This window comes from Morganella psychrotolerans (assembly GCF_965118875.1).
In the GTDB taxonomy this organism is placed as follows: domain Bacteria; phylum Pseudomonadota; class Gammaproteobacteria; order Enterobacterales; family Enterobacteriaceae; genus Morganella; species Morganella psychrotolerans_C.
The window spans coordinates 282,203-308,081 of record NZ_CBCPJD010000001.1; the positions used below are offsets into that span (position 1 = coordinate 282,203).

A 25,879-nucleotide genomic window follows, 5' to 3' on the forward strand; every position below is an offset into this window, starting at 1 on the left:
CATTTTAACTTTAAATTAACAAAATAAGCCACAATTAATAACATAAATGACGGTGTAATATTAATGTCGAAATAAACTAATTATTGACATTTTAAGTAATACTTAGATGATCCAATAAAAGCAGGCTGAACCGATTGTTTTTTATGTAACATAATTATTTATTTCATAATAATGCGATTTTAATCACGTTATGATGCGATTGAATCCTCGTCATTGATGTAATAAAAGAACATTAAATTATCATTTTTATATTACTATTTGATTATTAACGAATAATATTTTTATTCACACCGACTAAACCTGGCGCACAGTATCAGAGGATAAAACTAAATTCCTGCGGTTTCACAATTGCGCGGTAGTCTTCTGCATTCAATACGATGGTTTCGGTTAATGTTCCGGCATTAAAGGCAATCTCGGAATAGCGCTCAAATAATGCCGGGTCAATAACCAGCTCAAGATCCGGATTAAATGTAAAAGGCGCAAGTGCGCCGGGCACGCAATCCGTTAACTCTTTAACCTGATCGGCTGTTGCGAAGGACATTTTTTTGCCGCCGAAAAAACCAGTTAGTTTTTCACCATCTATTTTTTCATCACCCGGTAACACGGCAAGCACATTTTTCTTTACGCCATTGCCTTTTATTTTAAGAATCACGGCCTTGGAGCATTGACCCAGCTCTATATCCCGCATTTGCGCGACTTCACCGGAGGTAAACCCGAGTGCATCATGGCTCATTATTTCATAACGGGCGTTGTGTTTATTTAAAAGGGCAGTGATTTTATTCAGAGTGGTATCTGGTGCCGACATATTGTTTTTCCTGTTATATACCCGTCATACTTCAGGATGCCCGGGTGTTGACTGCGCTCAGCCCGCCGGGTCACATACTGATGTATGCTCCCCGGCGGTCTGAGCTTGTCGCCTACATGCATCCGGAATTATTTAGAGTATATGTTGTGATCACCGACTAAAAACGAGCAGTTATGCGCTGCTCATTTTTATTTATCGATTTATTCTGTGTAACTACGCGTTTTTATCCATCCAGACCTGTTTATAATCCGAACCGGATACCCGCCAGACTTCTCTGATATTTTCACCGGTATAATCCAGATAGGCATTTTCAGTATTGAAACCGGCAATCAGCGCGGTTTCACATTCTGTCGATACCTTGCGGGGCGCATCTGCCACAGAGGATTCTACTGCATTGGCATGTAATTGGTATTTTAGTTTTTTTAAACCATGCTGAGCATGGAATAAAAACAAATAATTATACACTATGCTCTTCCTCTGGTTTTTTATTGGCAATGCGGGTATAGATAATACCGATTGATACCGTTAACAATAAACCAATAACAACAATCAGTTTACCATTTCCGGTAACACCTGCCGGGCTTGATGCATAAGAAAAATTATGCGCAAATGCAGCCCCGATCAGCATACCGAGAACACTGACCGCCGCATCTGTATTACCCTGACCGGCATTAGCAAGCTGGCGCAGCGGACACCCGGTAATAAAGACACCGCATAAGCCGACAAGCATCATGGACAGAAAATTCCACAGACCATCAGTATGCGCAATCGGCTGATTTTCAAATCCGATATTAATTTTTCCTGTCAGGGCATTACCGGCAATAATAATGATGAGCAGGGCAATAACGCCGATAGCCATATTATAATTACGCGAGAGAAAAATATTTTTCGCCATACCAATAAAACAAAACCGGGTGCGCTGGATAATCACGCCGATAATAAGACCGGCAAAAATGGCCATCCAGACCGGCGCATGGCTTGCCCCCGGACCTTTTACACTGGATTTGAATATTGTACTGTCAACAATAAACATAATGAACAGAACAAGACAAATAGCCGGCAGGATCAGACCTTCTGCTGCGGATTGCTGATAATTACGCGGTAATGAAAACCCTTTTTTAAGGAACAGACTGCCGCCCCATATTCCGGCAACAAGACCAAATAACCCGACAACGGCATTTAAATCTCCGGCACCTATCCGCAGGATCATCCGCAGCGGACAGCCTAAAAAAACCAGGCAACCGGCCATCATCAGAAAACCTAAGGTAAAGCGGATAACGGGCGCAGATCCTGCTTTGGACTGAAATTCTTTAAAAATAACGGCGGCACCAAATGAGCCAAGAATAAAACCGAAAATTTCAGGACGAAGGTATTGAACGGTTTCTGCATTATGTAACCCCATACTACCGGCACTGTCACGGATAAAACAGGCAACACAAACCCCCATATTGGGCGGATTTCCGTATATTCCGAGAATTAATGCACAGGCACCGATAATAATACCGGCGATAATTAAGATGAGTTTTGTTGACATTATGTAACTCCGTTACGGAGATGTTATCTCCTGACTAATAGAACCTATTAAGTACGGAGTAAATATACAGCAGTGAATATTAATATCTTTTATACTCGTCATATTTCAGGATACCCGGGTGTTGAGCGTGCTTGTCGCCTACAGGTATCCCGAATTATTTAGAGTATATGCCTGCCATACTTCAGGTTAACAGGGCGGTAAACAGAATAAATATCATTACGGCCAGTTACGCCAGAAGCTGACAGAAAACAGCACCAGCAGGGTATAAATCTCCAGGCGGCCTAATAACATAGCAAAACAGAGCAGATATTTTGCTGCCGGTGATATTTCACCGAAACCCGGAGCCGTTAATCCAAACCCTAATCCCATATTATTAATACAGGCGGCCACACTGGCAAAGGATGTCATTAAATCGTATCCCATCAGATTGAGACACCAAATAAAAATACAGGTACAGATAATATAAAGAAAAAAGAAACTCAGAACGGAATTGATTAACCGGTTCTGAATAACCGTATCGCCGATTTTAATCCGCGTTTGTGCTTTCGGGTGGATAAGGGAATACACTTCCTGCCAGCTCTGTTTGGATAAAATCAAAAAACGGATAGCTTTAATACCACCACAGGTAGAACCGACACAGCCGCCAAAAAAACTGGCAAACAGCAGCAATACAATAATATGAGACGGCCACTGTGCATAATCAGCGGTGGCTAATCCGTTATCCGTCAGCATTGAACTGGTCAGGAAAAAAGCATGAACAAAGGATTCTTCCGCCGAGGAGTACATATTTGCCCGCCAGACTTCAAAAAATACCAATCCGATAATAAATGCAGCAACGGCAAAATAGAATCGCAACTCAGTACTGCTGAAAAGAGGTTTCAGACTTCGCTTTGCCAGTGCCATAAAATAGAGTGTAAAATTCACCGCAGATAATAAAGAAAAGATCCCCGCAACTAATTCAATGGATGAACTGTTAAAGTACCCGATACTTTCACTGTAGGTTGAAAACCCACCGAGAGAAACGGTTGATAATCCGTGACACAAGGCATCAAACCATGACATTCCGGCGAATCTGAAGGCGACAATACAGAGAAAACCCAGTAATAAATAGGTAAACCATAAATTGCGGGCAGAACTTGCCAGGCGTGGTGTTAAGCGTTCATCTTTAAAGGGACCGGCCATTTCAGACTGATATAACCGCATCCCGCCTATTCCGAGCAGGGGAAATATAGCGACGGCGAGGACAATAACACCCAATCCGCCGATAAAATTGAGCTGTGCGCGGTAATAAAGAACAGAGCGGGGCAAGTCCGTGACATTATGAAATACAGAGGCTCCCGTTGTGGTAATACCGGAAATCCCCTCAAATAACGCATCTTCAAATGCCATATTAAGGTGATCGTCCAGCCAGAACGGCATGGCACTGATAATTGAAAATAACAGCCAAAATACAGCAATGACCAGAAAGCCATCGCGGGTTTGTAATTGTAATTCAGTGGTTTTACTGCGATACCAGCAAACAATCCCTGCGGGAAAGAAAATCAGAAAACTGGTCGCAAACGCAAAAAAACTTTGCTCCCCGGCGACCAGCGCAACCAGCATCGGCAACAGCAGCGTCAGGCTGTATATCACAATCAGAAAACTGCTCAGATGGATGATTACTCGGGAGCGGGTTGATAGCACAGGGTGACCACCTGATTTTTCTTATTTAATAGCGAATTGTATCAGTAAAATAGTCGTTGATGGTGAACTAATTATGGTCGAATGTAAACGGTCCGGTGATTTTCGGAATGTGATTAACAGCCGATAATTTTATTAAAATCCGTTAATGATGTAGCTTTCTGTAAATTACGGCAGGGAGGGTGATAAGCAGAGTTTGGTTAGATGAGGGCTTTGGTGATATGTCCATGGTGCGGGATATTACAGTAAGTGGTTATCATTCTATAATTCGTGTACGTTAACAGTTTATCGTATTGCAGGGAGTGTTAGTCTTGAAAAAATCATTGTTACTATGTCTGATGTGTGGTGTTTCCTATAATGCTAATGCGCATTCAAGTGAAAAATCTGCTCCGGGGATATGATCTCCGCTAATGATTTTAATAATTTTATTTTTTCTCAAGAGCAACCATTTAATGACTCTCTGAGAGAAATAAAAGCAGCAGGCAAAGATTTCTGATTATGTTAGCCAAAAAAGGGATACGCAATGTCAGAGATTAATTCACACGATTCTGTACATATCTTCCCCCAAGATCGGGAAACGCTCTATCATTTGGTCTGGCGCGAGCCTGCGGAGCGTATAACTGCGCTGTATGGCATTAGTACTGAGTTACTGGTGAAACGATGCAGTGAAATGCGGATACCCAGGCCGCTTGCCGGTTACTGGAAAGCTCTGGCGAAAGGGATTGCGCCGGCAATCCCAGCGCTGCCTGCTCTGAAAAAGGATAAGGTGGTAAAGACTCTTAAGAATAACACCCCATCAGTGCAACCGCCCTGCATTGTGGTACCAAAACCAGCGCCTTTAGTAACCCGAAAGCAAGCTCTTGTTACAGGGAATGGCTATGGATTGATAAATGATCTCAAAACGTATCTGCCAGCCTCCCCGGTTACAGAAGATGGCTATTACAAGCCTACTAAAAAGAAATTACTGGATCTCAACGTTTCTGATACGGGATTTGATAGTGCAATAGAGTTCCTGAGTCGCTTCTTTGATGCCCTGGGGAAAAAGGGGTACCGTGTTACGCTGGATGTGCCGGTAGCAACGCTACATCGTGCGGATATTGATATTAAGGAAGACCCGAAAGGGGAAGGATATCGTTGGGACAATTTATGGCGGCCTTATACACCAAGTATTATTTATGTTGAGGATATGTACTTTGCGTTTAATCTTGCTGAAATGACGGAGTATGTTCCAGCGAAAAAAGTTAAAAACCGCTATGTACGTGACGAACAGATAGGACGGTGGACGCGGGGAAGAAATAGTGAGCTTTTTCGTCACGTATCGAAACATACTTTGCCTACCGGGCGATTTCTGTTGCAGCTTTACTCACCTTATTCTTCCGCAAAATGGTTACTTCAGTTCCGGCAGACAAAGCAGTGTGGATTGATTAGCCAGATCCCTAAGATGATTTCTGCTATGCAGGAGGCTGTTCCTCTAATTTCAAAGCAATTAGAAAAGGCCAGAATCGAAGCAGAGGAGTGGCGCATTCAGCGTGAGCAGGAACATGCTATATATCTGGAAAAGGAACGGATAGCTCGGGAAAAGGAAGCGTACAGCTCCAGTCGTACTGAGCTGAAGTCCATCATGGCTCAGTGGACTGAAGACAAACAGCTGGAACAGTTTTTTCACGAAGCAGAGTTAGACGCAGCAATGCTTGATGAGCAGCAGAAGATACAGGTCATGGAACGTCTACAACTTGCCCGTCAGTTCATGTCTGAGGATACGGCGGTTGAACGGTTGTTGAAGTGGGAAACGCCGAAAGAGAAGTTAAGCAAAGGATGAGCTAGTACAGTTGGAGTGAACATATCAAAAACAGGCAATTACACAATTTAAATTACAGGCTCCACTGATGGCGCGTATGCTAAATTCACACTTTTATAGCAGCCAATTGTCACGGTATGGAATAATCCAATAATTATATATTTTTTGGATTATTCTCATTGCCTTCATTGCCTTCATTGCCTTCATTGCATCTTGATTTTATTTGATTTTGCATCAAAATTAATAGTTCACGACATGTACTCACATCAAAAACGACCATTAAAGGGATTATTGTGAACAAGATATACATACCATTGGACAGCGGAGAGTCTGCGGTTCTTAAGGATCCAGATACCTTACTTCCTCGTAAAATTTACGAACAGCTCGCCCAGTTCATTGGAAAGGCTGTTAAGGCTGTTGATGACGTACCGAAAAACTCGGAATCGTTCAACGAAACACGAAGTCATAAGGCGATATCGATTGATGGTGAAAGGGGGACCGGTAAAACATCGGTACTTGTGAATTTAAGAGATTACTTGGCGAGTAATCATAAAGAGTTTGCGGGAGATATTCATATTCTTGATCCTATCGACCCGACTCTGCTCGAAGATGGTGAATCGCTGTTTTTGCATATTATTGTGGCAGCCGTTCTTCAGGATAAGGACATCAAAGCTGCACAGTGTATAGACATTAATAAATCCAGGGCATTTACCCAGAAGCTTGAAGAATTAGCCCACGGTCTGGAATCCGTTGATTTGCAGCAAAGTCAGCATGGGATGGATAAAATTCGCTCCCTATATGGCAGCAAGCATCTGGCAAATTGCGTTGAAGCATTTTTAAAATCTGCGCTAGATTTGATAGGAAAGAAATTATTAATATTACCGATCGATGATGTGGATACCTCGCTTAATAGGGCATTTGAAAACCTAGAAATATTGCGTCGTTATCTTACATCTCCATACGTATTGCCTATTGTGAGCGGCGATCGTCGCTTATATGATGAAGTCTGCTGGCGAGATTTTCATGGACGGTTGAATAAAGACTCATCTTATGAGCGTAAAAAGTCTTATGATATCGCCAAGGAATTGGCAATTGAGTATCAGCGTAAAATTTTACCACTGCCGCGTAGACTAAGTATGCCCTCTGTGAGTGATTACTGGCAGCAAGACGGTATTGATGTCACTCTGGACAAAGATGGTATCCCTCTGCGTAACTTTATGGTGTGGTTGAAGATATTTATCACCGGCCCGGTGAACGGTCTTGAGGGCAGCGATTTACCGTTACCCATCCCGTCCATACGTGCCCTAACACAGTTCATTAATCACTGTGGTGATTTAATACACGATTTTCCTGAGCCATTTAAAAAGAAAGTCAGCCCGCTAGCTATACGTCGGGTATGGCAAATGCCTGATGTTCCACTTGATGTCATTGAAAGTTTTGCTAAAAAATACCATGAGTTGAGTAAAGAAGCTAAGCGTGAGTATGGTGAGGCTTACAGGCTATTTTATGACGAACTGAAGATATCCAGTGCCCTTGATAGCAAAACATATCTTGCAGAGGATAAAAAATCCGCGTGGGTCGATAAGCTCTGTGAGTATTTTCGCTTTGAACCAGAGGCGGGGGCTGTGTTTTTAACGCTTCAGGCAAAAAAGTACTGGTTCTCCTGGAATAAAGGGGAAAATCGTAATCAATCTGTGCTTGCGACTCCGCTTTTTCAACCTTTACAGCATGAGCAGCGTGAGTATGAGATCTTTGAAAACAATGACGATCTCTCTGACTGGGAATCTCAGTTGAAAACAAAGTTGCCTGAGACCTGGTTGACTGCTATTAAAGGACAAAAAACGCTTTTACCTTATCCTGTGGCTGAAGTGGGTGTAAATACGAGTTTGAATTGGAAATACTGGGAAGATGTTCATGACTATTACCATGATAAAGATTTAGAAAATAAGGCCATTTTCCTTATTTCCGCGTTGACGCAACGAAATTTCTATACCAATTCAAAACAGTCCATAGTGTTAAATATTGGCCGAGTATTTGAGGTGATTATAACAAGCTTGGTTTCCGACATAGAATTAACCGATCTGCAACGGATAAGACAGCGTTCTCCATTTTATTCTGCAAGCGCGCTTGCTCCGACAAAAATGTTGTATTTGGATGAGTTTAACTCCAAAAAGAACACACGTATGAATAGTCGGTTCGAATCTGAACGAGAACTAACGGATGAACCGTTGGAGGAAATTCCTGATGAGAATGAATTGATGTTTAAAAATCTCTGTGATGAGATTAATCAATGGAGGAAGAATAACAACATTGCAAATATTGAAGTTTCACCGTGGCTAGTCTATAAAGTATTTAACAAGGTTTATAGTCAGGGTATTTCTGGTCTCACTGGTTTAGGTTATAGGGACTCTGCGATACATATCGCAGGTTGGGTTTTTTACTCAACATGGTCTGCATTTGGTAGCTTTGAAAAAGGTGAGCTATTTGGATTATCTGATGTTGTTTCGACAACCAATATTAATTCTACTAAAAACTTCTATAGTAATGATAATTTCCGTGTGAATGTGGGACCATTCACACCTGAACAAAATCAACTGTCTAACAGTGACCGCGAAGCATATCAGCACCGTAAAATTTATGGTGAAAAAACCAGAACTGTCAGCTATGTATTGGCTACTCATCCGCTGAAAAAATGGATTGATCAGGTATTAAGCGTTGATCTTAAACAAAAACAATACACAGATTCTCAGGCGGAAAAAAAAACACTAACTCAGACAGAAAAAATTATAAATATCAAGCCAGCTAAGGAATTTATTACAAGAAAACTGTCAATAAATCCACTAGCTCGCTTGATTAAAACTCGTATTAAAACACAGCTTGAGATGATTTATCCGGGTTACGATAAAGCTAAAAGCTTCATTGATGAAGTCATTAGCAATTTCCCCAAAACCGATCCCGCAGTTAAAACGCTTCTGGCCGCGTTTGAAGAGCTCTACTCTGAGGGTGAAAAATAATGTTAATTAGGTCGCTGAGTGAACATGCTGCAGGGTGTTTTTTCACCGACGAGCGCCTCTCACGGCGTTTTTGGGCGATCCTGTTATCACCGCCGACAGATTTTAAACAGTGGTTGTCATTGCAGGAAGAGTGCTACCAACTGCTAGTTGAGAGTATTGATAACCGTTACCCTCGCACTTACCGATTGACCGACGTGCGTCAGCTAATGGGGAACATCTGTGACAATGGCTTGTTGGCCAGTCCGGAACTGCCTTGGCTTGATGTCATTGCAGAACAGTTGCTGCTGCGTAATGGTGATTTGCTCTATTACCGTGAAAATAAGGTGCAGGACTATGTGCGGATTGCGGCAGAATTGGACCCGACGCTGCTTGCGGGCTGGCGTCTGGGGGACTGGCTACAGCAAAGTCCACCTCCGCGATTGTCGGACATCACCCGTGTCGTGATGGCACAGAATCCGTTTTTCGCGCCTCCTGCCAGCTCGGGTAAGCCTTTTGCGGAGGGTCATGTCCACCTTGGTGGGGTGACGGCGGGAGATACTATCTTGGATGGTTATCTTTTTGAAGAGATTGAATTGCCAAAGAGTAATAAAGCATCATTGTGGTCCTATGAAGAGCATAATGATTTAACGCCGTTGTTAGTGCGAGCAAAGTCGCTGCTTTCTCTGTTACTTTCCGATCAGTTTGAAACGGTTTCAAAGAAATATACGGCCTTAAGTGACCCGATGAAGAAAATTCAGAATCTTCCGGACTGGCTAATGCTCGCTAAAAAGAATCGCGGAGCTGAAAAAGTCAGTCTTGGTTGGCTATTAAGTCAGCTTGCACATGCCTCAGACCGTAAACACCCTTCACGCTGGTTGTGGCTGCAGCTTTACCTTTGCCACTCTTATCAGTTGAAAGACACGCATCCGCTTGAGCGCACGGCAATACTCTGTTTTTGGCTTACAGTTAATGCACTACGTCGTCGCATTATTATGGACGGGCAGGGGCTTACGCGTTTTACCGAACGCTATTTTGGTGGCGCGTTACGTTTGGGAAGGAAAAGTGACAGTAGCAATATGCGTTACCTGTTTGCTGGCAAAGATGATGTGGCCGAAGTGAAGGCAACCCCGAATGCTTTTAGCTATGAAATGGTGGCAGAATTTTCCTCAACACTACTCAACACCCTCGGTGTACCCCCCATATCTCCGCCGTATGTTTTTGGTGAACATGAGATTAAGCCAGACGAACGCACGCTGCGCTACATTGAAGCGCTCGAGCGCTGGCAGTTTTGTGGACACTTTTCGCGCTCTAAAAGCACAAGTCGGGGTAAGCGACCAACGGTTGACTTGCAGAATAACTGGGCACAAGCTGAGCAATTGCTGCAAAAGCTCTACAGCCATAATGGCTGGAATCACTCAGTTTTTCTAGGAGGAAAACGGAACCCGCACTTTCATTTTCAGCCGTCGAACTGGTTTCGGGGTCTGGATGTTGCTGGGGATGAAAATGCCCTGAAAATTGCGGGTTTTGCGCCGATGCTACGATGGCTGCGCAGCGGGCTATATCCGATGCCTGACGGGCTTCGCGCCTGTACGGGCTTTCATTTCAGTATCCATGCCGGGGAAGATTACTCGCATCCGGCGTCGGGGTTGCGTCATATCGATGAAACGGTGCGCTTCTGCGAGATGCGAGAGGGGGACCGGTTGGGCCATGCGCTCGCGTTGGGAATTGAACCTGCGCTTTGGGCGAAGCGGCATGGAGAGATGATACTTCCGCTGGATGAGCATTTAGATAATCTTGTCTGGCAGTGGCACTATGCCACGGTTTTGTCGGGTTTGTTGCCACTTGCTCAGGCGGTATTACCGCTGCTTGAGCGGCGCATTGCACGTTTTGTCGCGCGTTGTGATTGGTGTAAGGAGAGACTACCTCAAATAGATAATAGCGTGGCGGATACACGAGTTAGCGGTGATGAACCACCTCTAAAAAATATTACGCCTGATACGCTCTACCGTGCTTGGCTTTTCCGGCGTAATTGCTCTTATCGTCTCCAGCAACTCCATGGTGGAGCGCCGTTGACCTCGCAAGAGAAATGCGCGCTGCCAGATTGGCCAACGTTAAGTGATAAAGACAGTGTGGCGGCGCAGCTTTATCAGCAAAGACACTCCAGACTGCTTGACGATCTCCCTCCGCAACTGGTGGTTGTGCGGGTTGCGGACGAATGGAGCATGCAAGAGCTGATTGGTCTGGGTAACCCCGGCAAACTGCGTCAGCAGGCAAGCGGCGATAAAAATATCCTCCAGGATATTGATACACCAGTAGAGCTGGAGTTTATGCATGCATTGCAGGACTATTTGCTCGATCACTATGATCGTAAAGGGTTAATTATTGAAACAAACCCGACGTCCAACGTCTATATTGCGCGGTTCAAAAAGCACGTGGAACATCCTATTTTTCGCTGGAACCCGCCGGATGAAGAACTCTTAAAACCAGGCGCTGAATTTAATCGCCATGGTTTGCGCAGAGGGCCTGTAAGGGTTCTGGTCAACACTGATGATCCCGGAATTATGCCAACGACATTACGGACGGAGTTTTTACTGCTACGAGAGGCTGCGATTGAACGCGGCATAAGCCGAACGATGGCTGAATATTGGCTGGAAAGGCTGCGCCTGTACGGATTGGAGCAGTTTCAGCGTAATCATTTAAATGTATTTGAAGTTATTGACTAGGGGGTTTTATCTTGAGTAGTAGATTGCCTGACTTAAAATATACGGATGCCAATGGGTTACAAGCTAAGCTCAAAGAAGAGTTGAAAAATTTACAGGAAAAAGAGTGCAAGTCGTATTGGCCTCGCTTTCTAATTCGTAGAATTTCTCTTTATGCTATTCCGTTTCTCATGTTCTTTACTTTTTTCTTTTGTTTAAGTTTGACAAAGAAAGTGGGTGTGGAGAAAGCGAGTGCGATGATAGATGTCCTAACTTTACCCTCATGGAATAGCCTGTTCTGGGGAGTAGCTATCATTATTTTGGTATTGTTGTTGCAGTGGTTAATGTTTAATCGTAAATTTGGCTCGCAGACTACTAATAACGTAATAAAAAGATCCAGAGCAAGTTATAAAAATTGTGCACACGTTATCTTGTTCATAGGTTTTATACTGTTATTTTTGTCTATCTATGGGATTGAACATAAATTATATTATGGTTTTCTCACATTTCTTGCTCTAACACTTTGCCCTTTACTTATTGACCGCACTTTAGGATTAACTCGGCAAAATGAGCGTTTCAAACTCTACACCAGAAGGTTAGAACGTCTCAATGAATTGAATATTTTTCGTGAGAAAACAAATATAAAATTCGAAGAGCCTCATTTTATCGAGTATATGAAGCTTGTTGATGAAGCCGATCACAGTAAGAACCAGGATACGGTTAGCGATACATCTTATTTTATGACGTTGATTGAAAATAAGCTAAAAGCGTAATCAGTTTTAAATTCATGCTATATAAAAAATCCACGCAATTGCGTGGATTTTTGTCAGGACAGGGTAATTTTACCCTAAAGCAGAAGTTAGACATTAAACAAAAAGTTCAGCACATCACCGTCCTGGACAATATACTCTTTGCCTTCTGCGCGCATTTTACCGGCTTCTTTTGCGCCTTGTTCACCTTTATACTGAATAAAATCGTTATAGGCGATGGTCTGGGCGCGGATAAAACCTTTTTCAAAATCGGTATGGATTTTACCGGCGGCCTGCGGGGCGGTGGCACCTACAGGGATGGTCCATGCGCGGACTTCTTTTACACCGGCAGTGAAGTAAGTCTGCAATTCAAGCAGGGCATAACCGGCGCGGATCACACGGTTCAGACCCGGTTCTTCAATGCCGAGATCGGCCATAAACTCTTCGCGGTCGCCATCTTCCAGCTCAGCGATATCAGATTCAATTGCCGCACATACAGGCACAACCACGGAACCTTCTTTTTCTGCAATCTCACGCACTTGTTCAAGATACGGATTGTTTTCGAAACCATCTTCACTGACATTGGCAATGTACATAGTTGGTTTCAGTGTCAGGAAGCTCAGATAACGGATAGCACCGGCTTCTTCTTTATTCAGGGTCAGGCTGCGCAGCATCTGTGCGTTTTCCAGCAGCGGCAGGCATTTCTCCAGCACTTCCAGCTCGAGTTTTGCATCTTTATCGCCGCCTTTGGCGCGCTTCTGAACACGGTGAATGGCACGCTCGCAGGTATCGAGATCGGCCAGTGCCAGTTCGGTATTGATGGTATCAATATCATCTGCCGGATTTACACAACCAGCGACATGGATAATATTGTCGTTGTCAAAACAGCGGACAACGTGACCGATAGCTTCCGTTTCGCGGATATTAGTCAGGAACTGGTTACCCAGACCTTCACCTTTGGATGCGCCTTTCACAAGTCCTGCGATATCGACGAATTCCATGGTGGTCGGCAGAATACGCTGTGGTTTAACGATTTCCGCGAGGGCATCTAACCGGGCATCCGGCATCGGAACAACACCGGTGTTCGGTTCGATTGTACAGAACGGAAAGTTCGCCGCTTCAATACCTGCTTTGGTCAGCGCGTTAAACAGCGTTGATTTACCAACGTTCGGCAGGCCGACGATACCACATTTGAAACCCATAAATTCTTCACCTTAAAAATGACAGCAGACCGGCACGGCCTGCAAGCACGTTAAATAATTGCCGCTGATTATACACGGTTGCGGCAAAACAGACGACATTTCCCGACTCAGCGCTCTGCTTTAAACGTATGTAAACGGGAGATGGCTTTTGCCATGCCGTCTTTCATCAGTACATCCGTGCAGCGCACGGCTTCGTCGATAGTGTCATCGATTAATTGCTGTTCGCTGGCCGGTGGTTTACCCAGCACAAAACCAACAACCTGGCTTTTATCACCCGGATGCCCGATACCAATACGCAGACGATAAAAATTCGGGTTGTTACCGAGTTTGCTCTGAATATCTTTCAGACCATTATGCCCGCCGTTACCGCCGCCGAGCTTCATTTTTGCCACGCCGGGCGGGAGATCCAGCTCATCATGAGCAACCAGAATTTCATCCGGGGCAATCTGATAAAAACCGGCGATGGCGCTGACGGCTTTACCGCTCAGGTTCATAAAGGTGACCGGCACTAACAGACGGACATCATTTCCCTGAATATTCAGGCGTGCGGTATAGCCGTAAAACTTACTTTCTGATTTTAATGACTGGTTATGGCGACGGGCAAGCTCATCAACAAACCAGGCTCCGGCATTGTGGCGCGTTTGGGCGTATTCCGCACCGGGGTTTGCCAGCCCCACAATTAATTTAATCTGACTCACACTGTTTTCACTTGTTGTTCAGGCTGGGTTTTAATGCAAAGAGAGATATTCTACCTGTCTGCTGCGCGGAGTACAAAAATAAACGCCGGGGCAGGGAGCAAGTGTGACTATTTGTGCACTAGTTTAGGGGGGAACTATTAAATTTTTTTGTTTGGCACGATTAGCCAAATAAAAAAGGTTATTTTTGGTCTATGTGATCTCATACGCAACACATTCGTAAAAATACGGGCTATAATCCGTACTAAGAAGGAATTCCTGCTTTCGTACTTTTGGTTGTTTTGAGACAAATGAGTGACGGAGGTTTCTATGAAACGTAAACTAACCTTATTAGTAGGGAATCTGCTGATGATTGTCGGTATGTTACTGATGGTCGGCAGTATGGCCCTTACTTTCAGCATTCTTATCTTTGCACTTCCTGTGCCTGATGTTTATTCTGAGGCTTCCCTTATGGGGATCTTTATCGGTGCATTAGTCTGGTTAGCCGGAGCCGGTATGAGCGGGCGCCGTGAATGTATCGCAGACAAATATTACTGGCTGCGTAACTTCCACAGCCGCTATCGTCGCCGGATGCCGTAACGCTGTAACAAATACCGGTCATTTTGTTCTGCATACAAAAAACCCGTTGTAATCAGCAACGGGTTTGACACGCAATATGTGCGCCTGATTCAGATGAATCAGTGCTCGAACATCGCGGAGATAGACTCTTCATTACTGATACGGCGGATGGCTTCAGCCAGCATCCCGGATAATGTCAGTGAGCGGACATTACTCAGTGCTTTGATCTCAGCCGATAACGGAATGGTGTCACAGACAATCACTTCATCAATCACTGAATCACGGATGTTGTTCACTGCGTTGCCGGAGAAGATAGGGTGAGTTGCGTAAGCAAATACACGTTTCGCACCACGTTCTTTCAGTGCTTCCGCAGCTTTGCACAGCGTGCCCCCTGTATCAATCATATCGTCAACCAGTACACAGTCACGACCCGCCACATCACCGATAATATGCATCACCTGAGAAACGTTCGCGCGCGGGCGGCGTTTATCGATGATAGCCATATCAGTGTCGTTGAGCAGTTTGGCAATGGCGCGCGCACGTACCACACCACCGATATCCGGAGAAACCACAATCGGGTTATCCAGATCTTTCTGTAACATATCTTCCAGAAGGATCGGGCTGCCGAAGACGTTATCAACCGGGACATCAAAGAAACCCTGAATCTGTTCAGCGTGAAGATCAACAGTCAGCACACGGTCAACACCCACACTTGAGAGGAAGTCAGCAACCACTTTTGCGGTGATTGGCACACGCGTTGAGCGGACACGACGATCCTGACGGGCATAACCGAAGTACGGAATTACCGCGGTGATACGACCCGCAGAAGCACGGCGCAGCGCGTCGACCATCACAACCAGTTCCATCAGATTATCATTGGTCGGTGCACAGGTAGACTGGATGATGAATACATCACCACCGCGCACGTTTTCATTGATTTGAACACTGACTTCACCGTCGCTGAAACGACCAATCGCAGCATCTCCGAGGTTAGTGTACAGGCGGTTGGCAACACGTTGTGCCAGTTCCGGGATGGCGTTACCAGCAAAAAGCTTCATATCAGGCACGGGAAAAACCTCAGGCATGCGTCCAGAGAGAGTGAATTGTATACCTGAAAACGTCAGGGGGACGAAATCAGGGGCAATTACGGTTTAATGCCGGCGCGGAACTGATGAAGCGGCGATATGTTGACACCTTGTGCCACAAAGCCCTTCACCCACGCCGGCGCGTTACTTAACACCTGTCGGGCGGTTGCCTGGTTTTCGAACTCACCGAACACACATGCACCCGTACCGGTCAGGCGTGACGTTGTATATTGTAGCAGCCAGGAAAGAAGGCAATCAACCTCACGGAAACGTTTTCTTGCGGTCGGTTCACAGTCATTTGCGAACGGAGCCTTTAATAATGCGGGCAGAGAGCGGATTGGGGTGTCGCGAATTAATTGTGGATCTGTGAAGATTAACGGTGTCGGAACCGAAATTCCCGGGTGTGCGACCAGATACCAGCGCTCCGGTGGTGACGCCGGGGTCAGAATTTCACCAATTCCTTCGGCAAATGCAGCATGCCCCCGGACAAATACCGGGACATCGGCACCCAGGGTAATACCCAACTGCGCGAGTATTTCATCCGGTAATTGTAACTTCCAGTGATAATTTAGCGCAATGAGTACTGTGGCGGCATTGGATGATCCGCCGCCGATCCCGCCACCCATGGGCAGAATTTTATCAACAGAAATATCCGCGCCATGGAGGGTATCAGTCAGGTGTTGGTCGCGGGCATATTGCTGCAACAACCGGGCGGCACGGACAACCAGGTTCTGCTCATCCGGCACACCGGCCAGCGGTGTCAGAAGCCGGATATTATCATCTGTGCGGGGTGTGATTGTGACACTGTCACCATAATCGAGAAACTGAAACAGCGTCTGCAACAGATGATAGCCATCCTCTCTGCGGCCTGTGATATATAAAAACAGGTTCAGTTTGGCAGGGGACGGCCAGGTCAGAGACGTTAATTGAGTGTCCATGAATCCATTTTCAGCTTAATGCGGTTGCTGCCTTGTTCGATATCAAGGCGGTTCGGTAGTTGCGGTGAGGTTTTATCGTCATAAGACTGATAACTGACTTTCCATTTCTCCATGCCTTGTGACCAGGTCAGGGCTTTGAGGTGGTATTCATTGCTGATGGCATAGGATTGGGCATCTCCCGGCAATCCGGTTATCCACTGACGCAGGTTTTCCATCGGGATAGTCATACCAGTCAGCTGATAAATCATATTGTCCGGGTCATCGCTGTAATGTTTTTGCCCTTTATTATCCGTAAGCTGTGTCTGACCATCCCGGACAATCAGTTCCAGCTCTGTACTGCCGACCGGGTTGGTCAGCAGCAGCTTATAGCTGTCAGCCGAATATTGTTGCCAGAAAAAGCGGGCATAGGTTTTCTGGTTTTCGCCGATGTAGGCGAACGAACCCCGGGTCTGGTAGCCGGTGAGATTATTCACTTTCTCCACATGGTTCTTCCAGCCGGCAGATGTCGCGGAGACATCTCCTTTTTCTGCCGTATCTGGCAGGGTACAGGCAGCCAGGATCAGGCTGCATAACGGTAATAACCGGATAACGCGTGGTAATTGTATAAGAGCCACGTTGTAATTTCCTTTAACAACTTAAAACGCAATCAATGGGAATATTGTGCCTGTTCCGGGCATTATTTCCTACCTCTCTTACGCTGATTTACGCAAATATCAGGCTCATTAATAACGGACGGGCCGCACTGAGCTGTACTACACTAACTGCTTATTATCACGGATTCGGGTTTAGCGCTTTAATTGCGGTGAGCCGACTGCTAAAATGCCTGCAGTTATCCTTAGTAAGGGTGTTGATTTCCGGTATACTCTGCCGGTGTTTCACACACTTACCTGATTCGCATTGCAGATATGACTCTATTAGCACTCGGCATTAACCACAAAACCGCGCCTGTTGCGTTACGTGAGAAAGTCACGTTTTCACCGGACAGCATGGAAGCGGCGTTAGCTAATCTGCTCGAACAGCCGTCTGTGAGCGGCGGCGTTGTGCTGTCTACGTGTAACCGGACCGAGATTTATCTCAGTGTGAATGAGCAGGGTGATCAGCGCGACCAACTGATTAACTGGCTGTGCCGTTATCACAATATCAATCCGCAGGAACTGATGTCCAGCCTGTACTGGCATCAGGGCAATGAGGCTGTCAGTCACCTGATGCGGGTGGCGAGTGGTCTGGACTCGCTGGTGCTCGGCGAGCCGCAGATCCTGGGGCAGGTCAAAAAAGCCTTTGCACAATCTCAGACACATCAGTCACTCTCCCGCGAGCTGGAACGCCTGTTTCAGAAATCATTCTCTGTCGCCAAACGTGTGCGGACAGAAACGGACATTGGCGCAAATGCGGTTTCTGTGGCGTTTGCCGCCTGTACGCTGGCGCGTCAGATTTTTGAATCCTTAGCCAAACTGAATATTCTGCTGGTCGGTGCCGGGGAAACCATTGAATTGGTTGCCCGTCATCTGAACGAGCACGGCGTGAAACACATGATGATCGCCAACCGGACACGTGAGCGCGCCCGTATTCTGGCACAGGAAGTCAATGCGGAAGTGATCACGCTGCCGGAAATCGACAGCCGGCTGGCGGAGGCGGATATTGTTATCAGCTCCACAGCCAGCCCGCTGCCGATTATCGGTAAAGGGATGGTGGAGCGTGCGCTGAAAGCCCGGCGAAACCGTCCGATGCTGCTGGTGGATATTGCCGTACCGCGTGATATCGAAGCGGATGTTGAAAAGCTCAGTAACGTCTATCTTTATACGGTGGACGATCTCGAGGCTATTATTGAGCATAATCTGGCGCAGCGTCAGGTTGCCGCACAGCAGGCAGAATCAATAGTCGCCCAGGAAAGCGGTCACTTTATGGAGTGGCTGCGCAGTCAGGGCGCGGTGAACACTATCCGCGAATACCGCGAACAGGCTGAAGAGATCCGCGCCGCGATGGCAGAACGGGCTGTCAGTCTGATTCAGCAGGGACATGATCCCGCTGACGTTATCAACCAGATGACACAGCAACTGACCAACCGCCTTATCCACGCACCGACCAAATCACTCCGGGAAGCTGCCGGTGACGGTGACACTGAGCGTCTGACGCTGTTACGCGACAGCCTCGGGCTGGAGCACCATTAATTTCCTCTATTATTATCTTAAGGTAGCAGACTACGAATGAAGCCTTCTATTGTCGCAAAGCTGGAAGCATTAAAAGAACGTTTCGAAGAAATTCAGGCGCATCTTGCGGATGCCGATGTTATCGCTGATCAAAATAAATTCCGTGCCTTATCAAAAGAATACGCGCAATTATCCGATGTTGCGAAGTGTTTTGAAACCTGGCAGGCTATTCAGGATGATATCGAAACCGCGCAATTGCTTCTTGATGATCCTGAAATGAAGGAGATGGCGCAAGAAGAGCTGAAAGACGCAAAACTGCGCAATGAAACCTCAGAGCAGGAATTGCAGGTTTTATTGCTGCCGAAAGACCCGGATGACGAACGCAACTGCTTCCTGGAAGTCCGTGCCGGTACAGGCGGAGATGAAGCAGCCTTATTTGCCGGTGATTTATTCCGGATGTACAGCCGTTATGCCGAAGCCCGCCGCTGGAAAATTGAAATCATGAACAGTAACGACGGCGAACACGGTGGCTATAAAGAGATTGTTTTCAAAGTAGTCGGTGATAATGCTTACGGAACAATGAAATTTGAATCCGGCGGTCACCGCGTGCAGCGCGTACCGGAAACCGAATCACAGGGGCGCATTCATACCTCCGCCTGTACTATCGCGGTACTGGCTGAAGTGCCGGAAGCTGAATTAACTGATATCAGCCCGGCGGATCTGCGCATTGATACCTTCCGGTCATCCGGTGCCGGTGGTCAGCACGTTAATACCACCGACTCCGCTATCCGTATTACCCATATTCCGTCCGGGATTGTCGTTGAGTGCCAGGACGAACGTTCACAGCACAAAAATAAAGCCAAAGCCATGTCTGTGCTGGCCGCGCGTATCAAAGCGGCGGAAGAGGCAAAACGTCATGAAGCGGAAGCCTCTGAGCGGCGTAATCTGCTCGGCTCCGGTGATCGTTCTGACCGCATCCGTACCTATAATTTCCCTCAGGGGCGCGTAACGGACCACCGCATCAACCTGACTCTTTACCGTCTGGATGAAGTGATGGAAGGCAAGCTGGATGCGCTTATCCAGCCACTGATTAATGAATATCAGGCAGATCAGCTCGCGGCGCTGTCTGATCAGGACTGATGATTTTCCGTACCTGGCTGGCGGCTGCAATCACACGTCTTTGCCACAGTGACAGCCCGAAACGCGATGCGGAGATTTTGCTCGGGCATGTTACCGGGCGCACCCGCAGCTATATTTTTGCGTTTGATGAAACCGCACTGAGTGATGATGAACAGCAGCGCCTTGAGTCGCTGCTGATAAGGCGTGAACAGGGTGAGCCGGTAGCATATATCACCGGCACCCGTGAATTCTGGTCGCTCCCGGTACAGGTATCACCGGCAACACTTATTCCGCGTCCGGATACCGAATGTCTGGTGGAAACCGCACTTGAACTGCTACCCGCAGGTGCCTGCGATATTCTTGATCTCGGCACCGGTACCGGAGCTATCGCGTTGGCGCTGGCATCAGAACGCCCGGATTGTACCGTCACCGGGGTGGATATTCAGCCCGGTGCGGTGGCGCTGGCACGTCTCAATGCCACACAGTTGGCACTTAATAATGTGTCCTTTAAAGAAAGTTGCTGGTTTGCTTCACTGGCGATCCATCAATTTGCTATGATAGTGAGTAACCCGCCTTATATTGATGAGAATGATGAACATCTGGCGCAGGGTGATGTCCGCTTCGAGCCGCGCAGCGCACTGGTTGCGGGACAGAACGGGCTTGCCGATTTAGCTGATATCGCACAGGCGTCATCAGATTATCTGCAATCCGGCGGGTGGTTAATAGTGGAGCATGGCTGGCGGCAGGGTGATGCCGTCCGTGAACTGTTCCGGAAAAACGGATTTTGCCGGGTGGAAACCCGCCGCGATTATGGTGGAAATGAGCGGGTTACTTTAGGCCAACGGGAAGAGAAATGAAAAGCATTGCCGATTTTGAGTTCAATGGGGCGTCGTTACTGAACGGTATTCTGTTAGTGTTAAAAACTGTCCGCCCTGATTTTGATCAGCCGCAGGCTGAACTGCACATCAATGAACTTATCCGTCAGGCCCGTAAACGCCTTCCGCCGGGAGCGGATGACCGCACCTGTTTACAAACGCTCATCACACTCTTTTACCAGAAATGGCAGTTTGGCGGTGCCAGCGGTGTGTATTCCCTGTCTGACACACTCTGGCTGGACACCGTTTTGCGCACACAGCGCGGCTCACCGGTTTCACTCGGGATACTGTTTATCCATCTTGCTCAGTCCGTCGGGTTGCCGGTTGCGCCGGTTGTTTTCCCGACGCAACTGATCCTGCGCGCGGACCTGGAAGAAGAAACGCTGTTTATTAACCCGATTAACGGCGAAATACTGGATCAGCACACGCTGGATGTCTGGATAAAGGGCACACTCAGTCCGGCGCAGCATCTGACCGGCGGGGATCTGGACGAGGCCGAAAACAGTCATGTGGTGCGCAAGTATCTTGAGAGTATTAAAGTTTCCCTGATGGAAGAGAAAAAAATGGAGCAGGCGCTGAGAGTCAGCGAAACCATTTTACTGTTTGACCCGGATGACCCTTATGAAATCCGCGATCGCGGCCTGATATATGCACAGTTGGATTGCAGCCATATCGCGATTTCAGACCTGAATTATTTTGTTGAGCAGTGCCCGAAAGACCCGGTCTCTGAGATGATAAAAATGCAGATCCACACTTATGAGCAACAGCACATTGTTCTGCACTAAATGGTTCTGCACTAAATAGCGGGCGCTGTTTTTACCATTTCCATAAACGCAATATAATTGCCTCTGTCAAAAGGTTATAGCATGCAACAGAAAATCGTAAATATCGGGGATATCCGTGTCGGCAATCAGTTGCCGTTTGTCCTGTTCGGTGGAATGAATGTACTCGAATCCCGCGATTTGGCGATGAAAATCTGCGAACATTACGTTACCGTCACGCAGAAGCTTAATATTCCTTATGTGTTCAAAGCCTCTTTTGATAAGGCTAACCGCTCTTCTATCAATTCATACCGCGGTCCGGGTCTTGAGGAAGGAATGCGGATTTTTGAAGAAATCAAAGCCACATTTGGTGTGAAAACGATCACTGATGTTCATGAAGCAAGCCAGGCACAGGCTGTGTCTGAAGTTGTTGATGTTATCCAGTTACCGGCATTCTTAGCCCGTCAGACTGATCTGGTGGAAGCGATGGCTAAAACAGGTGCGGTCATTAATATCAAGAAGCCTCAGTTTATCAGCCCGGGGCAGGTTGGTAATATTGCGGATAAATTCCGTGAAGGTGGCAATGACCAGATTATTTTATGTGATCGCGGTGCAAACTTCGGTTATGACAATCTGGTTGTCGATATGCTGGGCTTTAAAGTGATGGAAAAAGCCTCAGGTGGCTGTCCGGTTATCTTTGATGTGACGCATTCACTGCAATGCCGTGACCCGTTTGGCGCTGCATCAGGCGGTCGTCGTGGTCAGGTTGCGGAACTGGCGCGTGCCGGAATGGCCGTGGGTCTTGCCGGTCTTTTCCTGGAATCGCATCCGGACCCGGATAATGCGCGTTGTGATGGTCCGTCTGCACTGCCGCTGGCAAAACTGGAGCCGTTCCTGCAACAGATAAAAGCGATTGATGATTTGGTAAAAAGCTTCCCTGTACTGGATACTGAAAAATAAGAACAGATGCAGCTTCATGATGTTGTAAACATGTTCGGCGCTGACCTTCAGCGCCGTTATGGCGAAAAGATCCATAAAATTACCCTTCACGGTGGTTTCAGTTGCCCTAATCGCGACGGCACCCTCGGGCGCGGCGGCTGCACGTTCTGCAATGTTGCCTCATTTGCTGATGAAAACACACAGTATGATTCTATTGAGGATCAGCTTAATCAGCAGTCCGGAAAAATCACCCGAGCAAAACGCTATCTTGCTTACTTTCAGGCCTATACCAGCACATACGCAGAAGTTGAACTGTTGCGTCAGATGTATGAATCTGCACTGACTCAGGCAGATGTGGTGGGACTGTGTGTCGGTACCCGTCCGGATTGTGTACCGGAAGCGGTATTGGATCTGTTACAGCATTATCAGCAACAGGGTTATGAAGTGTGGCTGGAGCTGGGATTGCAAACCGCGCATGATAAAACCCTCCGACGCATTAATCGCGGACATGATTTTGCCTGCTACCAGGCAACAACCCGTGCCGCGCGCGCGCGCGGATTGAATGTCTGCTGCCATCTGATTGTCGGGTTGCCCGGCGAAACCGCGCAGGACAATATGATAACCCTTGAACGCGTGCTGGAAACCGGCACTGAAGGTATCAAGCTGCATCCGCTGCATATTGTGGAGGGCAGTATCATGGCAAAAGCCTGGCGTGCAGGGCGTTTGCCCACTATTTCACTGGAAGACTATATTCATATTGCCGGTGAGATTATCCGCCGTACGCCGCGTGAGGTGGTTTATCACCGCATTTGTGCCAGCGCGCGGTATCCGACACTGCTGGCACCTGACTGGTGCAGCAATCACTGGAGCGGGATGAACGGGTTATGGCAGTATCTGTCAGAACACGGCGGTCAGGGCAGTGCGTGTGATGCTAAAGCCATCGGCGGGTCTGCTGACAATACTGTGTCCATTGTTTTTTAAAGCGTCCGGCAAGAAATTGTTCCTCCTGCGGGATGCTGAATAAATCGGTTATCAGCCAGAAAATCAGCCCGGCAACCAGAAAATAAAACGAATGTGTTAATAACGCAAACCCGATGCAGGCGGTTGTCAGCGCCAGATACACCGGGTTGCGTGACAGCCGGAAGGGTCCGCCGGTGATAAGGCTGGTCGCTTCCCCGAGCGGGTTCACCGTGGTGTTGTGGCGGCGGAAATACACCAGCGCTGCACCAATCCAACCGAGACTTTCGAGCCCGGTAAGAAGGGCAAGAATGCCTGTCCAGCCACTGAACTGAAATATCAGCCCACCTTTAAGATACAGCCAGCCCGCTGCAAGTCCATTGAGGATAAGCCAGTTAAGAAACGGTAATCTGAATATCGCCATATCACTTTTCCTCATTCCTGCATTTTCATAGCATAGCGGCGGTGCTTTTTGCCTGCCGCTGGCTATGTTTCGCATCCTGTTTACCGTGCAGTTCTGCTATCAGGGTTCAGAAATCACACCGTCCATCAGATCAAGGTCAATCAGCGCTTTTGTCACCGTCGGGAAGAAACTGATTTTATTATCTACAGGGACAATCCGCGCCCGCGCCAGGGTTTTCAGTGGCTGGAACGGAATATCACATACCACGATATGAGTATCGACACCGGCTTCATCGATAAAGCGGCGGAAGGCTTTCAGTCCGCCGGCATCAAGTACGGGAACTGCATCCCATTGCATGACAATAGTATGATAACCGGAACTTTTTACTTTCAGATCATCAAAAATACGTTCAGCCGCAGCAAAAAACAACGGGCCGTTGACGCGGACAACCAATAACCCTTTGTCGTTATTGGTGAACGGTGATTCACTCAGGCGGGTCATATTTGCGATACGGCGCATAAACAGCAGAGAGGCGAGTACAATGCCGACACTGATGGCGATCACCATATCAAACAGCACCGTGAGGCTCATGCACAGCAACAGTACGATAATATCGTCTTTCGGCGCGCGGCGGATTAACTCAATCACTTTAGCGGCTTCACTCATGTTCCATGCAACCATCAGCAGCAGCGCAGACATAGCGGCGAGCGGCAGATAAGAGAGCACAGGAGCCAGCACCAGCAGCGTCAGCAGAACCAGCAGGGAGTGAACAATGGCGGAAACCGGTGAGGTCGCCCCGGCGCGTACGTTAGCCGCAGAGCGGGCAATGGCGGCAGTCGCGGTGATCCCGCCAAAGAACGGTGCGGCGATATTTCCCAGTCCCTGACCGAGCAGTTCTCCGTTGGAGTTATGTTTTTTCCCTGTCATACCGTCCAGCACGACGGCACAGAGCAGGGATTCAATCGCGCCCAGCATGGCCATTGAAAAAGCAGCGGGCATCAGGGCGGCAATGGTTGACCAACTCAAATCAAAAGGGGCACCGTTTGGTGCGGGTAAATTCCACGGCAGAATAAATTGCGGCAGAATCGCCGGTATCCCCGCGCCCTGTGTGCCGTCCGGCAGGGTATAACTAAAGCGTGAGCCGATGGTGGCTACATCCTGATCAAAGAATGACAGGATAACCATGACCAGCATCCCGGCGATAATCGCAGGAAGGTGTCCCGGCAGGCGGACTTTGAGTTTAGGCCAGTAAATCAGCACCAGCAGTGTGGTCAGACCGATTAAGGTATCCGCAAGATGGATAGTCGGCATGGCACCTGAGAGCGCGGCGACTTTATCCACATAGTTTTCAGGCACATGCTCAAGTGTCAGCCCGAAAAAATCCTTTACCTGCATAGTGGCAATGGTAATGGCAATCCCCGAGGTAAAGCCGAGCACCACAGAGATGGGGATATATTCGATAAGCTTCCCGAAACGTGCCAGTCCCATTGCGAGCAGGATAAACCCTGACATCAGTGTGGCAATAAGCAGACCGGCCAGACCAAATTGCTGGGAAACGGGATAAAGGATAACCACGAAGGCGGCCGTGGGGCCTGAGACACTGAAACGCGAGCCGCCGGTTACGGCAATTACAATACCGGCGACAGCAGCCGTATACAGGCCGTACTGAGGAGCAACACCACTGCCGATAGCCAGCGCCATAGCGAGCGGGATAGCAATGATCCCGACGGTAATACCGGCAATGGTATCTTTGAGTAAGCGGGTTGCGGAATAAGGCTGATTCCGGCATGAGTCGATTAGTGCAGAAAAAAGAGGTAATCCTTTAAACGTTGATATTTTCATTTCGGGACAATTGTCACCTTTAGCTATATGAATGAGAGAAGAAACAGACGCCAAAGTACAATAGTGTACGCAAAATAAAGAGAAATTACGCTGAGATACA

Annotated in this window: 22 protein-coding genes; 11 read left to right on the forward strand and 11 right to left on the reverse strand. The window is 47.4% G+C overall.

Going from position 1 to position 25,879, the window contains the following annotated elements; genetic code table 11:
* Positions 1–313: 313 nt before the first annotated feature.
* From ACMHKJ_RS01335 to ACMHKJ_RS01350, 4 genes are all read right to left on the reverse strand, one after another.
* Positions 314–805, reverse strand: coding sequence for a YbaK/EbsC family protein (locus ACMHKJ_RS01335; RefSeq protein WP_413491684.1), 492 nt, complete (start codon positions 803–805; stop codon positions 314–316).
* Positions 806–1,018: 213 nt separating this feature from the next.
* Entirely contained in the window at positions 1,019–1,270 is a 252-nt protein-coding gene (locus tag ACMHKJ_RS01340) for a hypothetical protein (protein ID WP_413491685.1), read from the reverse strand.
* Positions 1,263–2,339 (reverse strand): YedE family putative selenium transporter, encoded by a 1,077-nt coding sequence (yedE, locus tag ACMHKJ_RS01345; protein ID WP_413491686.1) that lies wholly within the window; start codon positions 2,337–2,339, stop codon positions 1,263–1,265. The genes ACMHKJ_RS01340 and yedE overlap by 8 nt, the downstream gene beginning before the upstream one ends.
* 216 nt (positions 2,340–2,555) lie before the next feature.
* Positions 2,556–3,941, reverse strand: a complete 1,386-nt coding sequence (locus tag ACMHKJ_RS01350; RefSeq protein ID WP_413492095.1) for a TrkH family potassium uptake protein — start codon at positions 3,939–3,941, stop codon at positions 2,556–2,558.
* Positions 3,942–4,542: 601 nt separating this feature from the next.
* On the opposite strand from ACMHKJ_RS01350, the gene ACMHKJ_RS01355 reads away from it, so the two are divergent.
* The 4 genes from ACMHKJ_RS01355 (at position 4,543) to rdrD (ending at position 12,282) form a co-directional block, all read left to right on the forward strand.
* Positions 4,543–5,838, forward strand: coding sequence for a hypothetical protein (locus ACMHKJ_RS01355; RefSeq protein ID WP_413491687.1), 1,296 nt, complete (start codon positions 4,543–4,545; stop codon positions 5,836–5,838).
* 272 nt (positions 5,839–6,110) lie between these two features.
* Positions 6,111–8,831 (forward strand): antiviral RADAR system adenosine triphosphatase RdrA, encoded by a 2,721-nt coding sequence (gene rdrA, locus ACMHKJ_RS01360; RefSeq protein WP_413491688.1) that lies wholly within the window; start codon positions 6,111–6,113, stop codon positions 8,829–8,831.
* On the forward strand, positions 8,831–11,533 hold the full coding sequence (gene rdrB, locus ACMHKJ_RS01365) for an antiviral RADAR system adenosine deaminase RdrB (RefSeq protein ID WP_413491689.1): 2,703 nt from the start codon (positions 8,831–8,833) through the stop codon (positions 11,531–11,533). Before rdrA ends, rdrB begins: the two co-directional genes overlap by 1 nt.
* An 11-nt stretch (positions 11,534–11,544) precedes the next feature.
* Positions 11,545–12,282: an antiviral RADAR system accessory protein RdrD gene (gene rdrD / locus ACMHKJ_RS01370; RefSeq protein ID WP_413491691.1), complete on the forward strand. Its 738-nt coding sequence runs from the start codon at positions 11,545–11,547 to the stop codon at positions 12,280–12,282.
* A gap of 86 nt (positions 12,283–12,368) precedes the next feature.
* Here the strand turns inward: rdrD and ychF are convergent, their stop codons facing one another.
* Complete coding sequence (gene ychF / locus ACMHKJ_RS01375; RefSeq protein ID WP_413491692.1) at positions 12,369–13,460, reverse strand: redox-regulated ATPase YchF; 1,092 nt, start codon at positions 13,458–13,460, stop codon at positions 12,369–12,371.
* Between the two features lie 107 nt (positions 13,461–13,567).
* Entirely contained in the window at positions 13,568–14,158 is a 591-nt protein-coding gene (gene pth / locus ACMHKJ_RS01380; protein WP_413491693.1) for an aminoacyl-tRNA hydrolase, read from the reverse strand.
* Positions 14,159–14,464: 306 nt separating this feature from the next.
* Here pth and ACMHKJ_RS01385 point away from each other — a divergent pair, with 306 nt between their 5' ends.
* The gene (locus ACMHKJ_RS01385) at positions 14,465–14,734 is read left to right on the forward strand and encodes a stress-induced YchH family protein (protein ID WP_413491694.1); all 270 of its coding nucleotides are present in this window, start codon (positions 14,465–14,467) and stop codon (positions 14,732–14,734) included.
* Positions 14,735–14,832: 98 nt separating this feature from the next.
* On the opposite strand, the gene prs is transcribed toward ACMHKJ_RS01385, so the two are convergent.
* From prs to lolB, 3 genes are all read right to left on the reverse strand, one after another.
* Positions 14,833–15,780 carry a ribose-phosphate diphosphokinase gene (gene prs, locus ACMHKJ_RS01390; protein ID WP_150384674.1) on the reverse strand — a complete coding sequence of 316 codons (948 nt, stop codon included), beginning with the start codon at positions 15,778–15,780 and terminating at the stop codon, positions 14,833–14,835.
* A 77-nt stretch (positions 15,781–15,857) separates the two neighbouring features.
* Positions 15,858–16,736, reverse strand: a complete 879-nt coding sequence (gene ispE, locus ACMHKJ_RS01395) for a 4-(cytidine 5'-diphospho)-2-C-methyl-D-erythritol kinase (protein ID WP_413491695.1) — start codon at positions 16,734–16,736, stop codon at positions 15,858–15,860.
* The gene (gene lolB / locus ACMHKJ_RS01400; RefSeq protein ID WP_413491697.1) at positions 16,721–17,350 is read right to left on the reverse strand and encodes a lipoprotein insertase outer membrane protein LolB; all 630 of its coding nucleotides are present in this window, start codon (positions 17,348–17,350) and stop codon (positions 16,721–16,723) included. The genes ispE and lolB overlap by 16 nt, the downstream gene beginning before the upstream one ends.
* Positions 17,351–17,641: 291 nt before the next feature.
* Between lolB and hemA the strand changes: the two genes are divergently transcribed.
* From hemA to mnmL, 6 genes are all read left to right on the forward strand, one after another.
* A complete protein-coding gene (gene hemA, locus ACMHKJ_RS01405; RefSeq protein ID WP_067362732.1) occupies positions 17,642–18,904 on the forward strand; it encodes a glutamyl-tRNA reductase in 1,263 nt (420 codons plus the stop codon).
* Positions 18,905–18,940: 36 nt separating this feature from the next.
* A complete protein-coding gene (prfA, locus tag ACMHKJ_RS01410; RefSeq protein ID WP_413491698.1) occupies positions 18,941–20,023 on the forward strand; it encodes a peptide chain release factor 1 in 1,083 nt (360 codons plus the stop codon).
* Positions 20,023–20,859 (forward strand): peptide chain release factor N(5)-glutamine methyltransferase, encoded by an 837-nt coding sequence (gene prmC, locus ACMHKJ_RS01415; RefSeq protein WP_413491699.1) that lies wholly within the window; start codon positions 20,023–20,025, stop codon positions 20,857–20,859. The genes prfA and prmC overlap by 1 nt, the downstream gene beginning before the upstream one ends.
* Complete coding sequence (gene sirB1 / locus ACMHKJ_RS01420; protein WP_413491700.1) at positions 20,856–21,662, forward strand: invasion regulator SirB1; 807 nt, start codon at positions 20,856–20,858, stop codon at positions 21,660–21,662. Before prmC ends, sirB1 begins: the two co-directional genes overlap by 4 nt.
* Before the next feature lie 81 nt (positions 21,663–21,743).
* Positions 21,744–22,598: a 3-deoxy-8-phosphooctulonate synthase gene (gene kdsA, locus ACMHKJ_RS01425; RefSeq protein ID WP_067362719.1), complete on the forward strand. Its 855-nt coding sequence runs from the start codon at positions 21,744–21,746 to the stop codon at positions 22,596–22,598.
* Positions 22,599–22,604: 6 nt separating this feature from the next.
* On the forward strand, positions 22,605–23,558 hold the full coding sequence (mnmL, locus tag ACMHKJ_RS01430; RefSeq protein WP_413491701.1) for a tRNA modification radical SAM protein MnmL/YtqA: 954 nt from the start codon (positions 22,605–22,607) through the stop codon (positions 23,556–23,558).
* Here the strand turns inward: mnmL and ACMHKJ_RS01435 are convergent.
* Positions 23,509–23,958 (reverse strand): methyltransferase family protein, encoded by a 450-nt coding sequence (locus ACMHKJ_RS01435; RefSeq protein WP_413491703.1) that lies wholly within the window; start codon positions 23,956–23,958, stop codon positions 23,509–23,511. The genes mnmL and ACMHKJ_RS01435 overlap by 50 nt on opposite strands.
* Positions 23,959–24,057: 99 nt before the next feature.
* Positions 24,058–25,779 (reverse strand): C4-dicarboxylic acid transporter DauA, encoded by a 1,722-nt coding sequence (dauA, locus tag ACMHKJ_RS01440; protein WP_413491704.1) that lies wholly within the window; start codon positions 25,777–25,779, stop codon positions 24,058–24,060.
* Positions 25,780–25,879 lie beyond the last annotated feature (100 nt).

Coding starts and splice junctions, on each gene's coding strand:
- ACMHKJ_RS01355 (WP_413491687.1), top strand. CDS start 4,543: ATGTCAGAGATTAATTCACACGATTCTGTACATATCTTCCCCCAAGAT.
- prmC (WP_413491699.1), top strand. CDS start 20,023: ATGATTTTCCGTACCTGGCTGGCGGCTGCAATCACACGTCTTTGCCAC.
- sirB1 (WP_413491700.1), top strand. CDS start 20,856: ATGAAAAGCATTGCCGATTTTGAGTTCAATGGGGCGTCGTTACTGAAC.
- ACMHKJ_RS01335 (WP_413491684.1), bottom strand. CDS start 805: ATGTCGGCACCAGATACCACTCTGAATAAAATCACTGCCCTTTTAAAT.
- rdrB (WP_413491689.1), top strand. CDS start 8,831: ATGTTAATTAGGTCGCTGAGTGAACATGCTGCAGGGTGTTTTTTCACC.
- yedE (WP_413491686.1), bottom strand. CDS start 2,339: ATGTCAACAAAACTCATCTTAATTATCGCCGGTATTATTATCGGTGCC.
- hemA (WP_067362732.1), top strand. CDS start 17,642: ATGACTCTATTAGCACTCGGCATTAACCACAAAACCGCGCCTGTTGCG.
- prfA (WP_413491698.1), top strand. CDS start 18,941: ATGAAGCCTTCTATTGTCGCAAAGCTGGAAGCATTAAAAGAACGTTTC.
- ACMHKJ_RS01435 (WP_413491703.1), bottom strand. CDS start 23,958: ATGGCGATATTCAGATTACCGTTTCTTAACTGGCTTATCCTCAATGGA.
- kdsA (WP_067362719.1), top strand. CDS start 21,744: ATGCAACAGAAAATCGTAAATATCGGGGATATCCGTGTCGGCAATCAG.
- ispE (WP_413491695.1), bottom strand. CDS start 16,736: ATGGACACTCAATTAACGTCTCTGACCTGGCCGTCCCCTGCCAAACTG.
- dauA (WP_413491704.1), bottom strand. CDS start 25,779: ATGAAAATATCAACGTTTAAAGGATTACCTCTTTTTTCTGCACTAATC.
- ACMHKJ_RS01350 (WP_413492095.1), bottom strand. CDS start 3,941: ATGCTGGTTGCGCTGGTCGCCGGGGAGCAAAGTTTTTTTGCGTTTGCG.
- ychF (WP_413491692.1), bottom strand. CDS start 13,460: ATGGGTTTCAAATGTGGTATCGTCGGCCTGCCGAACGTTGGTAAATCA.
- ACMHKJ_RS01385 (WP_413491694.1), top strand. CDS start 14,465: ATGAAACGTAAACTAACCTTATTAGTAGGGAATCTGCTGATGATTGTC.
- mnmL (WP_413491701.1), top strand. CDS start 22,605: ATGCAGCTTCATGATGTTGTAAACATGTTCGGCGCTGACCTTCAGCGC.